The organism is Nocardia tengchongensis, assembly GCF_054781395.1.
Window position 1 is genome coordinate 92,580 of the sequence record NZ_BAAGUM010000017.1, and the last position, 17,781, is coordinate 110,360.

Annotated in this window: 2 protein-coding genes; both read right to left on the reverse strand. The window is 69.3% G+C overall.

All coding sequences use genetic code 11. The features are described from left to right. Position 1: 1 nt before the first annotated feature. A complete protein-coding gene (locus ACYVKL_RS31555; protein ID WP_379167763.1) occupies positions 2–670 on the reverse strand; it encodes a DUF6875 domain-containing protein in 669 nt (222 codons plus the stop codon). Then, on the reverse strand, positions 667–17,718 hold the full coding sequence (locus ACYVKL_RS31560) for an amino acid adenylation domain-containing protein (RefSeq protein WP_379167761.1): 17,052 nt from the start codon (positions 17,716–17,718) through the stop codon (positions 667–669). The genes ACYVKL_RS31555 and ACYVKL_RS31560 overlap by 4 nt, the downstream gene beginning before the upstream one ends. Between the last annotated feature and the right edge of the window lie 63 nt (positions 17,719–17,781).

Here is a 17,781-nt window from a genome sequence, read left to right on the forward strand (position 1 = left end):
GTTATTCGGGCGGCGCGTCGGGGTCCTGGACGAGCATGTCGGACATGGTGGTGGCGATGAACTTGGGGATCTCGGGGGCGAAGTTGTGGAGGTAGAAGTCCATCCATTCGTGGCGTGAGCTGAGGAATGGGAAGTCGGTGGGGGCCATGTAGCGGATGGCGAGCATGGGCAGGGGGGCGTCGAGGGCGTGGAAGGACGGGTTGTGCAGGCCCGCGACGGTGCAGCCGGGGTAGAACTGTCCGAGCATCAGACCCTGTTCGACGAATGTGGTCTTCTGTTCGCGCTGAACGGCTTCGATGTCGGCGTACTCGGTGAGGTCCGGGAAGACCGCGAGGACGGCTTTGAGTTTGGAATCGGGTTCGTTCCGGGGTGGCAGGCTGGGAAACAGGTCGTACAGGTCGGCGACTATCGCGGCGATGTGCGCGCGGTCGATATCGCGCCCCTTGATGAACACCGCCCACAGTGATCGCAGGGTGATGGCGTGACTGGTGTAGGGGCAGACGGCGCCGGGCCTGCCCAGGTCGGGGTGTGTTCGGCACAAGTATTCGACCATCCACCGGCGCAGTTCGTCAGCACGCGGGTACACGCCGTCAGCGGCTGCGATATCGGGGTCGAACAGGTTGACTGGTTCGACGCCGGAACGTGTTCCGACGATTCGGTCGCTGTTCATGATCGGCTTGTCCTTGCTGGTGTTTGTGACTCCGTGGGGGCAGTGCGGGTGGATCGGAAGTGCTCGGTGAGAACGACGCCGATGGCGCGCAGCGCATCTCGATCGGTCATCCGTTCGTGGCGGACGGGAACCCGGTGCTCGGTGATTCGCCCGGTGACATAGGTGTGCCAGGCGCGAGCGGGAGAAGCTCCGCCGACGGGGTCGTCGGCGGCGCTGAAGTAGAGCAGGTCACCGTCGAACTGTCCGGGACGGTGCTCGAAGGTGAGATCGATCAGTCGGGTGTAGTCGGCTTGCAGGCGCACCACATGCTCGGCGGTCACCTCGGTGAACAGTCCGCCTTGCCGGTGCAGCAACTCGGTCGCGGCCTCGACGGTCAGTTCAGCGGGGCCGTCCGGAACCGCGATACCGCCGAACTCGGCGAGCATCGTCGCCACCGAGGGGGTCGGAGCCCGCACGCTGTCGGAGGTGACGACGCGGGTGTCCATCATGGCCAGGGTGTCCACTGAGTCGCCGTCGCGGCGGAGTCGGACGGCCATGGCGTGCGCGATGGTGCCGCCGAGCGAATAGCCGAGCAGATGGTAGGGACCGTGCGGTTGGACGGTCCGGAGTTCCTGCACGTAGCGGGCGGCGAGCTCGTCGAGGGTGTCGAACCGCACGGTGGGGTCGGTCAGCGCGGGGGATTGCAGCCCTCGGACGGGCTGGTCGGGATCGAGGTGCTGCACCAATCCGCTGAAACCCCAAGCCAATCCGATCGCCGGGTGAATGCAGAACAGTGGCGGCTCGGTGCCGGCGGCGCGCAGCGGCAGCATCACCGCGAGCGCGCCCGCGAGATCCTGTCCGTCGACCTCCGGCCCGGCGTCGCGACGGTCCTCGATGCGGCGGGCCAGGGCTTCGGGCGTCGGATCGGTGAACAGCCACTGCAGCGGCACGGTGACACCGGTGGATTCCGCGAGCCCAGCCACCAGCTGGGTGGCTGCCAGCGAGTTGCCGCCGAGGGCGAAGAAGCCGTCGTCGACCCCGATGCGTTCGAGATCCAGGGTGCGGCCGAAGGCTTCGCACACGGTGGCCTCGAGCGGCGTGGACGGCGCCCGGAACCGGGACCGGCCGCGCAGGTCGGGTACGGGCAGGGCATTGCGATCGAGTTTGCCGGTGTCCGTGAGCGGAATCCGGTCGAGCGTCATGATGGCGGTCGGGATCATATGGGTGGGCAGTCGGCCGGCGAGGTGCCTGGTCAGCGTCACCACATCCGGTGTCGTGTCCGGGGCGGGCACCACGTATCCGGTTAGCTGGTCGATTCCGTCGGGCCGGGCATGGACCGCGACCGCCGCCCGGGCGACATCGGGGTGGCCGCACAACGCGGTTTCGATGTCGCCGGGTTCGATGCGATGGCCGTTGACCTTGATCTGCAGATCGCTGCGGCCCAAGTAGCGCAGCCTCCGGTCGGCCGTCCAGGCGGCCAGATCGCCGGTGCGGTACATGCGGGACCCGGCCGGCCCGTACGGGTCGGGGATGAATCGTGTTGCCGTGAGCGCGAATTGCCCGTGATAGCCGCGGGCGATGCCCGGTCCGGACAGATACAGTTCGCCGGGCACTCCGGGCGGGACCGGACGCAGTCTGCGGTCGAGCACGACGGCGGAGAACCCGCGGGCCGGCCCGCCGATCGGCGGCGGCCCGTCCGCGGTCGAGGTCTCGAGGACGCCGGTGCAGCATTGGATGGTGGTCTCGGTGGTGCCATAGGCGTTGATCAGCGTGCGGCCCTCGGCCCATCGGGCCGCCAGATCAGGTGAGCAGGTCTCGCCACCGAGGAGCAGGGTGTGGAGGGTGTCGAGTCCGTCGGGTCGCAATGACGCGAGCACGGTCGGGGTGCAGGCCGCATGGGTGACGCCCGCGGCCGAGATCCGTTCGGCCAGTTCGTCGCCCGCGACCACGTGCTCCGGCGCGAGCACCAGCGTGGCTCCGGCGGCCGCGGCGCTGAGCCATTCGAGGATCGACACGTCGAAGCTCGGCGAGGCCGCGGCCAGCATGCGCGAGGACGCGGTGAGGCCGACCTGCTCCCGCGCCTCGGCGGCGAGATTCGCGAGCCCGGTGTGGGTGACCACGACGCCCTTGGGGATCCCGGTCGAGCCCGAGGTGTAGATCAGGTAGGCCGGATGCTCCGGCCGCAGCGCGGCGGTGCGCTCACCGTCGTCGATTGCGTTGGTGGGCACCGATATCGCCTTCGCCGCGAACTCGGGACCGTCGAGGATGAACCAGGAGATGTGCTCCGGCAGCCGCTCTCGATAGGTCTCGGCGGTCAGCCCCACGACGGCACCCGCGTCGGCGAGAATGCCGCTGATCCGTTCCTCGGGCTGGGCCGGGTCGATCTGCACGAATGCGGCGCCGGTCTTGGCGACCGCCCACACGGCGATCATGGCGTCGATGGAGCGCGGCAATGCCACGGCCACGAACGATTCCGGTCCCGCGCCCGCGTCGATCAGGATCCGCGCCCACCGGTTCGAGACTTCGTCGAGTTCGCGATAGGACAACCGTTCCCCATCGCAGACCAACGCGTCGGACTCGGACCTCGCCGCGTCCGACAACACCTGCGGCAGTGTCGATGTCGCCACGTCGGCCGCACCCCGAACGGGTACGAACCCGGTCAGCTCCTCCGGCGTCAGCAACTGGACGCGCAGGGGTGAGCGATCGATGTCGTCGATGACGGCGTCGAGCACGCGCACCATCCGCCCGGCCAGGGCGTCGATCTCGTCCCCGGTGAACAGTTCGGGCAGGTATTCGAAGATCAGCTCCAGCCGGGCGCCGAGATGGACGATCAGGCCGAGCGGGTAGTGCGCTGCGTCCCGTCCCCGCACGTCGAGGACGTGCATCCCGGCGATGTCGGTGTCCGCGGACAGCCCGGCCGAGTCGACCGGGTAGGACTCGAAGACGGTCACGGTGTCGAACATCGCGCCGAACCCGGTCGCCCGCTGGATCCGGGCGAGTCCGAGATGGTCGTGGTCGAGCAGTGCGGCCTGTTCGGCCTGGACTCGCCGCAGCAGTTGGGCCAGGCTCTCGCCGTCGTCGAGCCGGACCCGGACGGGCACCGTGTTGACGAACAGGCCGATCATCGATTCGATGCCGGGCAGCTGCGGCGGGCGGCCGGAGACGGTGGCGCCGAACACGACATCGTCGCGCGCGGTCGCGTTCGCGAGCACGATCGCCCAGGCGGCCTGGACGACGGTGTTGAGGGTGCTCTCCTGCCGTTGGGCCGCCGCGACCAGCTCCGCGGTGCGGTTCTCGCTCAGCCGAACCCGGACTTCCCGCGCGGCGTCGGTGCCGCGGCGGTGGTCCGTGCGCGCCAGCCGGGTCGGCTCGGTGAGGCCTTCGAGTGCCCGGGTCCACGCCGCTTCCGCCGCCCGCTGATCCTGGGCCCGCAGCCACCCCAGGTAGTCGCGGTAGGGCGGCACCGGGGCCAGCGCGCCGGGGTCGCTGTCGCCGGCGTAGAGGATCAGCAGTTCCCGGATCAGCAGTGGGGTGGACCAGCCGTCGATCAGGATGTGGTGCATGCTCAGCAGCAGCGTGTACCGCTGCGGGGCGGTGTCGATCAGGGTCAGGCGCAGCAGCGGCGCCGCGGTCATGTCGAAGTGGCGGTCGGCGTTCATGAGCCGATCGAGTTCGGCTGCGGCGTCGGCGTTCTCGGTGATGTCGAGATGAGTGAACGGCGTCTCGACCCGGCGGTGCACGACCTGGACCGGTTCGCCGGCGCTGTCCTGAACGAACGAGGTGCGCAGGTTCGGGTGCCGTCCGAGCAGAGTCTGTGCGGCGCGGTGTAACCGGTCCGCGTCGACGCGCCCACCGAGATCCATCCGGAGTTGGACGATGTAGTCGTCGCGGGCGCCCGCGGCGAGCTGGGCGTGGAACAACAGCCCCGCCTGCAGCGGCGTCAGCGACCAGATGTCCTCCAGCTCCGGGTATTCGGCCTCGAGCCGTTCGATCGCGGCCTGGTCCAGGTCGGCGAGTTCGATATCGCTGGGCGTCAGCCCGCCGGCGCCGGGCCGGGACGCGTGGTCCGCGAGCGCGGCCACCGCGTCGCGCCACAGTTCCGCGAGCTCGGTGACCTCGGCGGCGGAGATCGGTCCGGCCGGGTAGTCCCAGGCCGCGGTCAGGGCGGGTCCGTCCGGCGTGTTCTCGGTGACGGCGTTGACGGCCAGCAGGGCGGCCGCGGCCGCGCCGGGAGGCTGCACGCCGCCCGCGGTATCGCCGCCGGCGGGCATCCACCCGGTGTCGCGCAACGAGTCCGGAATGGTGTCGAACCGGCCGAGATAGTTGAAACTCACCTGCGGGTCGGGCATCGCGCCCAGGATGCGGGCGGTGTCGGCGTCGAGGTAGCGCAGCAGCCCGTAGCCGATCCCGTGGCCGGGAACGCGCCGGAGTTGTTCCTTGACCGATTTGACGACCGCCCCGGCGGCGGGGCCCGCGGCGAACGCGTCATCGATGTCGATATCGGACAGGTCGAGCCGTACCGGGTAGGTGGTGGTGAACCAGCCGACGGTGCGGGTGAGGTCGGCGCCGGGCAGAACCGTGTCGTCGCGGCCGTGGCTTTCGAGCGTGAGCAGCGCGTGGGTGCCGGTGTCGCCGTGCCGGTTTCGCCATCGAGTCAACGCCAGTGCGAGCCCGGCGACGAGGGCGTCGTCCACACTGCCGCGGAACGCGCGGGGCAGCGTGGTCAGTACGGCACGGGTCACGTCGACGGGCAGCGTCACCCGAACGGTGGCGACGGTGGACTGCACGTCCACGACCGGATCGAGCGGGCGCGTCCCGATCGGCGGATCCGGTTCGGCGAGAGTGCCACGCCACCAGTCGAGTTCGTCGAGGTCGGCGGCAGCGGCGTCGAGCGCGTGCGCCCAGCGCCGCATCGACGTTCCGACCGGCTCGAGCCGCGGCGGTTGCCCGGCACTCACCTGGGCCCCGGCCACCACCAGGTCGGGAACGAGGATTCGCCAGGAGACTCCGTCCACCACCAGGTGGTGCGCGACGACCAGGAGCCTGCCCGGTTCGGCTGCGCAGTCGAACCAGACCAACTGCAGCACGATTCCCGCGGCGGGGTCGAGGCGGTCGGCGGCCGCGCGTGCCTCGGCGTCGGCGATCGCGTCGAACGTACTGCTGCCCGGCGCGGCGTCCACCCGCACCTGCCGGATGAGTCCGTCGGCGGATACCTCGGCCGGCTGCGTCTGCACCGCCCAGCCCGACGGGTGTGCGGGGTCGGGCTGGAGCCGGGCCCGCAGCATGTCGTGATGATCGATCACGGCTTGCACGGTCGCCGCGATGGCGGTGCGGTCGATGCCGGTCGGCAGTGTGAGCGTCACCCACTGGCAGAAGCTGTCGAACTCGCCGCGCTCGAACATCCAGCCCATGATCGGTGTCGTCGGCATCGAACCCACGCCGCCGCCGGGCAGTTCGGCCGGCAGGGCGGCCGCCGCGGCGCTGTCGCGGACGGCGATCCGGGCCAGTGCGGCAACGGTTTTCTGCTCGAACACCTCGCGCACGGACAGCACCAGCCCCGCCGCCTTGGCCCGCGTCACCAACTGGATCGACATGATGCTGTCGCCGCCGAGGGCGAAGAACGAGTCGTCGAGCCCGATCCTGTCGATCCCCAGGATCTCGGCGAACAGTCCCGCGAGCGTCGTCTCCGTCTCGGTGACCGGGGCCCTGAATTCGGTTCGGCCCGTGCCGAAGTCGGGCGCGGGCAGGGCCAAGCGGTCGGTCTTGCCGGTCTCGGTCGTCGGCAGCGTGTCGAGCACCATCACGGTTGCCGGCACCAGGTGCGGGGCCAATCGTTCCTCGGCGAACGCGAGAACCGCGCCCGGGTCCAGGGCGGCGCCGGGCTCGGGCACCACGTACCCGATCAACCGATCGCCGGTGGTGGAGCCGTGATGGACGGTCGCGACCGCGCGAGCCACGCCGGGGCAGGCCAGCAGACCGGTCTCGACATCGCCGAGTTCGATGCGGAAGCCGCGAATCTTGACCTGGAAGTCCGTCCGCCCGACGTAGTCGAGGGTCAGCTCGCCGTCCGGTCGCCGCAGCCACCGCACCAGATCCCCGGTCCGGTACATGCGCTGCCCGCGGTTCGAGAACGGGTCGGCGACGAACCGCGACGCGGTCAGATCCATCCGGTTGCGGTAGCCGCGAGCCAGTCCCGGACCGGTGAGGTACAACTCGCCGACGACTCCGAGCGGCACCGGACGCAGCCACGCGTCGAGCACGAGCTCGCCGACGCCGCGGATCGGCCCGCCGATCGTCGGCGGCTCACCCGGCACCATCGGCGCACCGGCATCGGTCTGGATGGTGGCCTCCGCCGGCCCGTAGGTGTTGATCAGTTTCCGGCCCGGCGCCCACTGCGACACCAGCCGCGGCGGGGGCGCCTCGCCACCGATCACGACGGTCGCGAGGGTTCCCAGCCCGGCCGGGTCGACCGTGCCCAGGGCGGTGGGAGTCAGCGCCGCGTGGGTCACCGAGTGCTGCGATATGAGCTGCGCCAGTTCGATTCCGCCGAGGACGGTCGGCGGCGCGATCACCAGCCGCCCGCCCGACGCGAACGCCCAGAGCTGTTCCAGGACCGCCGCGTCGAAACTGGGCGATGCGGCATGCAACACCCGCGCGCCCGGCCCGAGGTCGAATCGCGAGCACTGCTCGGCCGCCAGGTTCGCCAGCCCCCGATGCGAGACCACCACGCCCTTCGGCACGCCCGTCGACCCGGACGTGTAGATCACGTACGCGGGCTGATCGACCCGGACCGGCCGGATTCGCTCGGCGTCGGTGATCGGCGTGGCCGGCAACCCCGCCAGCTCCGCCGTGACCGCAGGCTCGTCGAGGACCAGCCAGCGCACCGAATCGGGTAGCTGATTCCGCCACTGCGACAGCGTGATTCCGGTCCGGACACCCGAATCATCGAGCATGTGCTGGATCCGGCTGCCCGGATTGCGGGGATCCACCGGGACGAATGCCGCCCCCGACTGCGCCACCGCCCACACCGCGAGCACCGACTCGTAGCAGCGCGGCAACCCGATCGCGACACTCGTCTCCGGCCCGGCCCCTCGACCGATCAGCAAGCGCGCCAGCCGATTCGACTCCGCGTCCAGCTCGCCGTAGGTCCATTGCCGGTCTTCGGACATCACCGCCACGGCACCCGGATCCCGGGCCACCGTCGCCGCGAAGAGCTCCGGCAGCACCCGCTCCGGTATCGCGGGATCGCCTGCCACCGGCGCCAGTTCGCCGTATTCCTCCGCGGAGAGCAGCTGCAGCCGGGCCACCGGCAGCTCCGGGTCGGCGGCGATGTCGCCCAGCACGTCCAGGATCCGCCGCAGGGTCGCCGCGATGGTTTCGTGGTCGAAGAGCTCCGGCAGGTACTTGATCGAAAGGTGCAGTCGCGAGTCGATCCGCCCGACCACGCCCAGCGGATAGTGGGCGGCGTCGGCGCCGGTCACGTCGACCAGCCGCAGGCCGGCGATGTCGGTGTCCGCGGTCAACCCGTGCCGGTCGACGGGGAAGGACTCGAACACCGTCATCGTGTCGAACGCCGCTCCCGGCCCGGCCGCTCGCTCGATGTCGGCCAGGCCGACGAACTGGTGATCGAGCAGGGCGGCCTGCTCGGCCTGGATGCGGTCGAGCAACTGCCCGAGGGTCTCGGTGGCGTCGAGCCGGACGCGCACCGGCACCGTGTTGATGAACAGTCCGACCATCGATTCGATACCCGCGACCTGCGGGGTCCGTCCCGAGACCACGGCGCCGAAGGTCACGTCGGCGCGGGATGTCGACGCGCCCAGCACGATCGCCCACGCCGCCTCGATCATGGTGTTGAGCGTGATGCCGCGGGACCGGGCGCGACCGGTGAGCGCCGCGGTCTGCGCCTCGGTGAGTTCGCCCAGCACCTCACGGGATTCGGTGTAGCGGCGGCGCGGATCGGCCGCGGCCAGCAGGGTCGGCTCGTCGGCGCCGTCGAAGGCACGGGCCCACGCGTCGAGCGAGGCGGCCGGGTCCTGCCGGGCGACCCAGGTCAGGAAATCCCGGTAAGGCTGGACCGGCGGCAGCAGCGTGGCATCGCAGTCGCCGGCGTAGAGCACCAGCAGCTCCTGCAGCAGCAGCGGTGTCGACCAGCCGTCGAGCAGCAGGTGATGATTGGTCAGCATCAGCCGGAACTGTCCGGGTCCGGTGGTCACCAGCGTCCAGCGGAGCAGCGGGGCATGAGCCGGGTCGAACCGGGTGGTGCGGTCCTCGGCCATGAGCAGCGCCCACTCGTGTTCGCGCGCACCGTCATCCAGCCCGGACAGGTCCCGCTCCGTCCATGGCGCCTCGGCGGCGTCGTCGACCACCTGGACCGGTCCGGCGTCGGCGTCGGTGACGAACGCGGCGCGCAGATTCGCGTGCCGGGCGAGCAGCACCCGGACGGCTCGGTGCAGCCGCCCCGCATCGACCCGGCCGCGCAGCTCCAGCACCAGCTGCGTGATGTAGGCATCCACCGACTGCTCCGACACCAGCGCGTGGAACAGCAGCCCCTGCTGCAGCGGGGCCAGTGGCCAGACGTCGCTCAGGGCCGGATACCGGTCCTCGAGCCGCTCGATCGCGGATTGCCCGATCCCGGCCAGCGTCACATCCGACGGTGTTCGTCCCCCGGCCCCGGCGTGGCGGACGTGCCTGGCCAACGCTGTCAGTGCCGAGCGCCACGACTGCGCGACCTCACGCACCGCGTCGGCGGTGAGGAGCTCCGCGGGATACGACCAGATCATCCGCAGCCGTGGCCCGCTCGCCTCGTCCACGACGAAGGCATTGATGTCGAGCACCGCCGGCACCGGCATATCCGGATCCCGGGTACCGGCCAGCTGTGCCGCGGCATCGCCGATGTCCACCGGTACCCATCCGGCCGCCGGTATCGCCTCGGCGGTCCCCGTGTCGCCGCGGCCGAGGTAGGTGAACGCGATCTGCGGCGGCGGCACGGCCGCGAGGATCGGCCCGGTGTCCTCGTCGAGATACCGGAGCAGGCCGTAGCCCACGCCGTGGTCCGGGACGGCGCGGAGCTGTTCCTTGACGGCCTTGACCGCTGACCCGAGCGCGGGTCCGCCCGTGTACGCGTCGTCGAGATCGATGTCCGAAAGATCCAGGCGCATCGGGAAGCTTGTGGCGAACCAGCCGACCGTCCGCGTCGGATCCGAGTCCGGGACAACGCCTTCCGCGCGGCCGTCGCCTTCGAGGCGGATCGTCACGTCCGCGGATGGGCTCCCGGCTGTCGCACGTCGCCATCGCGCGATCGTTACCGCCAAGGTGGCCAGCAGCCCGTCGTGCACACTGCCGTGGAAGGCCGCGGGCACGGTGGTCAGCAGCGCATCGGTCACCTCGGGGTCCACCTCGACCCGGACCGTATGGGCGGTGGCGATCACGTCGATCGCGGGGTCGAGCGGCCGTGACCCGATCGCCGGGTCGTCTCCGGCGGTCATCGCCTGCCAGAGTTCGAGCTCGGCGGTGCGCTCCGGACGTCGGGCCGCCTCGACCAGACCGTGCGCCCACCGGCGCATGGACGTCCCGGTCGGGGCCGAATCGAGCGGCTCCCGGCCGCCGGCCTGCGCCCACACGGCCGTGAGATCAGGCGCCAGCGCCTGCCAGGAGACGCGATCGATCGCCGAACGATGCACGACCACGAGCACCGTGCCCGGCTCCGCGGTGTCCACCGGGTCGAACCAGACCACCTGCGTCACGATCCCGGCTCCGGGATCGAGCCGGTCCGCGGCGGCATCCAGCTCGGCCGATGCCAGCGCACGGAACTCGTCGGGCCCCAGCCCCGCCGGCCCGGGCACACGCATCAGAACGTCGTCGGCGCGAATCGCTCCGGCGGGCAACACCTCCCACGCCCACTGTCCGTCGGTGTCCGGGGTCAGGCGCGCACGCAGCATGTCGTGTCGATCGAGGACCGCCTGCACGGCGTCGGTGAGCTGCCGCCGGTCGACCCCCGGCGGCAGACCCAGCATCATCGCCTGCGCGTACCGGCCGGTCGCCGGCCCGGCCCGCTCCAGCAACTCGCGCATGATCGGCGTCAGCGGCAGCGGGCCTACGCCCGCTCCGGCCGGCTCCGCCGGGAGCGCTGTCGCCGAGACATTCTCGACGACGGCGACCTCGGCGAGTCCGGCGACCGTCGTGCGCTCGAACACGTCGCGGGGGGAGAACACCACGCCTGCTGCTCGAGCCCGGGTCACCAGCTGGATCGACATGATGCTGTCGCCGCCGAGCGCGAAGAAGGAATCGTCGATGCCGATGGTGTCGCAGTGGAGCACGTCGGCGAAGGCCTCGGCGATGAGGTGCTCGAGCGGCGTTCGAGGCGCCCGGTAGGGCTTGTCGGCGGCGAACACCGGTTCCGGCAACGCTTTTCGATCGAGCTTGCCGGTCGGGGTCAAGGGGATCCGGTCCAGCACCATGATCGAGGCCGGAACCATGTACGAGGGCACGTGATCGGCGAGATACTGCGTCACCAGCGCGGTGTCGATCGAATGCCCGGGCGTGGCAACGACATACGAGATCAGGGACTGGGCGCCCGATTCGGCGCGATGACCGATCGTGACGGCATGACCGATACTCGCGTGCGCCGCGAGCACGGAATCGATCTCACCCAGTTCGATTCGGAGCCCTCGGATCTTGACCTGGAAGTCGGATCGACCGAGATGCTGGATCGCACCGTCGGGCGACCAGCGGACCACATCACCGGTCCGGTACATGCGCGCACCCGGCAGCCACGGGCATGCCACGAACCGCTCCGCCGTCAGCCCCGCCCGCCGGTGGTAGCCCCGAGCCAGGAGACCACCGGCGATGTACAACTCACCGGCCACACCCACCGGCACCGGCTGCAACCGCCGATCCAGCACCCACGCCGAGGCGCCCGGCATCGGGCGACCGATCGTGACCGATTCACCGGCTACCAGCGGGGAACTCACGATCGCGGCGATGGTGGTCTCGGTGGGTCCGTAGTCGTTCACCAGCCGGCGATTCCCACCCCAGCGCTCGACCAGTTCGGTGCCACAGTTTTCGCCACCGACGACCAGATGCCCCAAATCCGGCAACGGCCAGCGAGTGTCGTCGATCGTGGACAGGACGGACGGGGTGATCAAGGCGTGGGTGACGTGTTCACGGTCGAGGAGTTCGGCGAGGGCGTCGCCGCCCGCGGCATCTGCGGGCACGACGATCATCGTCGCGCCCGAACTCAACGGCAGCAGCATCTCCATCACCGCGACATCGAAGCTCGGTGCGGCCAGATGCAATGTGCGGCTGTGGGGTTCGATGCTCAGTGCGGTGCGACGTTCGGTGGTGCCGTTGTTCAATCCGCGATGGGTGACCGCGACGCCCTTGGGTAGTCCGGTCGATCCGGAGGTGTAGATGACGTAGGCGATGTCGTCGACCCGCAGCGGACGGACCCGATCACTGTCGGTGACGGGGCGATCGTCGCCCGCATCGAGGTAATCCGGGGTCAGCCAACCGATATCGGCATCGGGCAGCCGAGAACGTGTCGATGCCACCGTCAGACCGGCAACCGCTCCCGCGTCGGCCACGATGTGACCGATGCGTTCGACCGGGCTGCTCGGATCGATCGGCAGGAACGCGGCTCCGGTTTTGGCCACCGCCCACACCGCCAGCACCGAATCCACGGAACGCGGCACAGCGATGGCGACGACATCTTCCGGACCTATCCCGCGCCGAATGAGCTGCCGAGCCCACCGATTCGAACGCTCGTCCACCTCCCGGTAGCTCCACTGCCGTCCCCCGGCCACGATCGCCACGGCATCGGGATCCAACCCGACCGCGGCCGCGAACAGATCGGGCATCGTGACCGGCGCGACGGGGGGTGGACCGTGGCGGGTGAGCAGGTCGGCTCGTTCGACGGGGTCGAGGACCTCGATCGTCCCGACCGGTACCGCCGGATCGGCAGCCACCGACTCGAGTATGCGAATCCATCGTCGGTCGATGGAATCCACCGTCGCGGCGTCGAACAGATCCGTGGCGTAGGTGACCGTCACCGTGATGTCACCGCTGTCGTGGTCCTGCGCGAGGATGAATTGCAGATCGAAGCGGGACACGCTGGTGGGGAGGTCCACCATCGACAGTTCGAGATCGGGCAGCTCCAGCCGCACCGGCTCCAGATTCTGGAACGCCAGCATCACCTGGAACACCGGATGGCGAGCCTGGGACCGGCGTGTGACCAGCCGGTCCACGATTTGCTCGAACGGGACATCGGCGTGATCGAAGGCATCCAGATCGGTCCGCCGCACCCGGCCCAGCAGATCGGTGAAGGACTCGTCCGGATCGATCTCGGTCCGCAACACCAGCGTATTGACGAACATCCCGACCATCTCGTCGAGCTCCGCCACCCCGCGCCCCGCGACCGGCGTGCCGACCGGAATATCGGCGGACCCGCTCATCCGTGCGAGCAGCACCGCCAAGGCGCTGTGAATCACCATGAACAGCGACGAATTGTGCTGCCGCGCGACCTGGTCCAAGGCTCGGACCAACCTCGCACCCACCGAGAAGCTCGCCGTCGCGCCCCGATTCGACATCACCGCCGGCCGCGGCCGATCGAACGGCAGCTCGAGCTCCTCGGGCACTCCTTCCAAAGCTTGTGTCCAATAGCGAATCTGGCGGGCGCTCAGCGATTCCGGGTCGTCCGGCGAACCCATGGTGTCCCGCTGCCACAGGGCGTAGTCGGCGTACTGGATGGGCAGCGGTGTCCACCACGGGACCTCACCGCGGATCCGGGAGGCGTACGCGGTCGCCACGTCACGTGCCAACGGCGCCATCGAGAAGCCGTCCGCGGCGATGTGATGCACCACGACGGCCAGCACATGTTCCGGTTCCTCGGCATCGGCGACCCGGAACAGCCGGGCCCGCACCGGTACCCGGGTGCTCACGTCGAAGCCCTCGGTCACGAATTCGGTGATCGCCGAGACCAATTGGCTGTGCGGGACCGCGGTCAGCGTGGGTTCCGGGTCAACGTGGTCGACGGATTCGATCACCTGGATCAGCATCCCGTCGTGATCCGGGTACCGCGTTCGCAGTGATTCGTGTCGGGTCAGGACGTCGATCAGCGCCAATCGCAGGGCCTCGACGTTCAGCTCGCCGCGCAGCCGCAGGGCGATCGGCATGTTGTACGCCCCGGAGCCGGTGTCGTACTGGTTGAAGAACCACATGCGTTGCTGCGCCGGCGCCAACGGCACCAGGTCGGGGCGCGGGCCGGCGGTCAGCGGCGGTCGGGGCCGCCGCCCCGTCATCGCGTCCTGCTCCATCCGGGCGGCCAATTCCGCGGTCGTGGTCGCATCGAACAACAGCCGCACCGGGATTTCGAGACCGAGCACGGCCCCGAGACGCGCCGCGACGCGGGTCGCGACCAGACTGTCCGCGCCGAGCGCGAAGAAGGAATCGTCGATGCCGACGGTGTCGAGATGGAGTACATCGGCGAGGGTCTCGACGATGAGTTGCTCGATCGGCGTTCGGGGCGCCCGGTAGGGCTTGTCGGCGGCGAACACCGGTTCGGGCAGGGCTTTTCGATCGAGCTTGCCGGTCGGGGTCAAGGGGATCCGGTCCAGCGCCATGATCGAGGACGGGACCATGTAGGGCGGAACACGATCGGCGAGATGTTCCGCCAACAGTGCGGTGTCGATCGAATGTCCCGGCGCGGCAACGACGTACGAGACCAGCGACTGGGCGCCCGATTCTGCGCGATGGCCGATCGTGGCGGCGAAACCGACACTCTCGTGACCCGTCAGCACGGCATCGATCTCGCCGAGCTCGATCCGGAGCCCTCGGATCTTGACCTGGAAGTCGGACCGCCCGAGATGCTGGATCGCACCGTCGGGCGACCAGCGGACCACATCACCGGTCCGGTACATGCGCGCACCTGGCAGCCACGGGCAAGCCACGAACCGCTCCGCCGTCAGCCCCGCCCGCCGGTGGTACCCCCGAGCCAGGAGACCACCGGCGATGTACAACTCACCGGCCACACCCACCGGCACCGGCTGCAATCGCTGATCGAGTATCCAGGCCGAGACGCCAAGGAGGGGACGGCCGATCGTGACCAGCTCCCGCGCCGCCAAAGCGGTCAGCGTGACGGCGATCGTGGTCTCGGTGGGCCCGTATTCGTTGAACAGTTCCCGATTCCCACCCCACCGTTCGACGAACTCGGTGCCGTAGTCCTCGCCGCCGACCACCAGATGACCCAGATCCGGTAGGGGCCACCGGGTGTGGTCGATTGTCGAGAGGGTCGAGGGCGTCATACACGCATGGCTGACGTGTTCGCGGTCCAGCAGCTCGGCCAGTTCGTCGCCGCCGAAGCTGTCGCCGGGTGCGACGACCATCGTCGCGCCCGCGCACAGCGCGAACAGCAGCTCCAGCACCGAGACGTCGAAGCTCGGTGAAGCCAGATGCATTGTGCGGGAGGCGGGTCCGATGCTCAGGGCGTCGCGGTGTTCGACGGCGCAGGTGTGCAGTCCGCGATGGGTTACGGCAACGCCCTTGGGCAGCCCGGTCGATCCGGAGGTGTAGATGACATACGCGATATCGTCGACCCGCGACGGCCGCACCCGATCACCGTCGGTGACCGGCCGATCGTCGCCATTGTCGAGGTAATCCGCTGTCAGCCAATCGATGTCGTCGGGTAGCCGGGAGCGCACGGATGGCACGGTCAGGCCGACCGCCGCCCTCGAATCGGCCAGCATGTGGGCGACCCGATCGGCCGGATGGGCCGGATCGATCGGCAGGAAGGCGGCCCCCGTCTTGGCCACCGCCCACACCGCAAGCACCGAGTCCGCGGAACGCGGCACCGCGATCGCGACGACATCCTCGGGACCGATGCCCCGCTCGATCAGTTGCCGAGCCCATCGATTCGAACGCTCGTCCATCTCGCGGTAGCTCGACTCCCGCCCTCCGGCGACGATCGCCACCGCCTCGGGATCCACCGCGACCGCGTTGGCCAGCAGCTCGGGCAGGGTGACCGGGGCCACCGGGGCTGCACCGTGACGGGTCAGCAGATCGGCTCGCTCGGCGGGGTCGAGCACGTCGATCGCCCCGACCGGGACCGTCGGATCGGCGACCACCGACTCCAGGATCCGGATCCACCGACGGACAAGGGAATCGATCGTCGTGGCATCGAACACATCCGTGGCGAAGGCGACCGCGCCGGTCAGCTGATCCTCACCGTGGGGTACCGACAGGGTGAATTGCAGGTCGGAGCGCGATATTTCACCGACCTGGCCGATCGCCAGCATCACTTGGCACCAGGGTTGTCGCGATAGCTGCTCCGCCACTTGCTCGAACGGAATATCGGCATGGTCGAACGCATTCAGATCGACCTGCCGAACCCGATCGAGCAAATCGGCGAACGACTCCCGTGGGTCGACCTCGGTTCGCAATAGCACGGTATTGGCGAGTGTCCCGCTCACATCGTCGACCGGTGTGCCGACCGGAATATCGGTGCCACCGCTCATCCGCGCCAGCAATACCGCCAACGCACCGTGAACCACCGTGAACAACGAAGAATCGTGCTGTCGTGCGCAATTATCCAATCCTTGAACCAAGGCCGCGCTCAACGAAAAATCCGCTGTCGCACTCCGATTCGACAGCACCGCCGGCCGTGGCCGATCGAACGGCAGCGGAAGGTCTTCGGGAAGGTCCGCGAGGGCATCCCGCCAGAACGCCAGATTCTCACGGCGGCGGCGAATCCCGGCGCCTTCGGCGACGCTTCGGGGGTCGACCTGTTCCAGCTCGGTGTCCGAGCCGGCGGCCGCGAACTCGTCGAGGAACTCCGCGAATCCGGCGCAGTGCGCAGACAGTTCGCGGTCGGTGTAGAGGTTGGGATTCGCCAGGAAGTGGAGGAGCGTCCGCGGCGGATCCCCGACCCGATACACGTCGACCAGCACATCCTCGACCGGGCCGGAGCTGAGGAGATGGAACTCCCCGGTCACCGGACCGAACTGGAGCTTGTGGTCGAACAGCATGACGTTCACGACCGGACCCGCGAAGCGGCACTGCTCGCCCCGCTTCCCGGTGGCGACGCGAATATCGGTGAGGCCGCACCGCTGGTGCCGTAGCGCGCCCACCAGATCGGACTGCACCCGCAGCGCCAGCGTCGCGACGGTATCGGCCGGCTCGAGGACGATCGGCAGCGGCACCACGTTGACGAACACCCCCGCGGATCGCCGCAGGACGGCGTTCGTGCGACCCGATACCGGAATGTTGACCAGGACCTCGTCGCGGCCGGTCTTGCGGGCCAGGTAACAGCCGAACGCGGCGATCACCACCGCGGCCGGGCTCGCCCCCACCGCTTCCGCCGACCGGTCGATCCGCCCCACCGTCGCCGCCGGCAGTTCGGCGATCACCACGACACTGTCGGCGCACGCGGGTGCCGGTCCGGCGGCCAGGCTGGACTCCTCGCGGACACCGGCGAGTCGGTCCACCCAGTAGGCCTGGTCGTCGGTGAACCGCTTCGACTCGCGGTAGCTGCGGTCGGCCTCGTACAGGGCCTGGATATCGGCCGCCCGGTTGGGCTCGGCCGCACTGCCCTGCACGGCCGCCGTGTACAGCGCCGCGATCCGGTTCACGATCACCATCGCGCCGTAGCCGTCGAGTGCGACGTGATGACATCGGGAGTACAGCAGGTAATCCTGGTCCCCCACCCGCACGATCGCCGTCGCGACCAGCGGATCCCGGGTCATCTCCAAGGGGGCCGTGTACTCCCGGCGCATCCAGTCCAGGCCTGCCGCAATGGGATCCGGCGAACTGCGGACATCGATCATCGAGGCCCCCAGGCCGAGTGCCGGGTCGTACACCTGGTACGGCACACCGTCGGTCTCGACCACTCTCAGATACCCGGATTGGAACTCGTGACCGGCTTGAATGGCCGCCCTGGACAGTAATTCGATGTCGAGGTCGCCATGGAACTCTACATATTGCGCCTCGGATATCGGAACATCCGGACTCAATTTTTGTGCCAGCCACAATCCTTGCTGCCCGGCTGACAGCGGTATCGGCTGTGGTCGCGGTGCAGTCATGGATTTCCTTCAGCTCTGACCGCGCATTATTTGCGCATTCTTTCCTGCAAAACCCCGACCGGC

What these genes read in the sequence shown, in the direction of transcription:
- ACYVKL_RS31555 (WP_379167763.1), bottom strand. Translation starts at nt 670, where the DNA reads ATGAACAGCGACCGAATCGTCGGAACACGTTCCGGCGTCGAACCAGTC.
- ACYVKL_RS31560 (WP_379167761.1), bottom strand. Translation starts at nt 17,718, where the DNA reads ATGACTGCACCGCGACCACAGCCGATACCGCTGTCAGCCGGGCAGCAA.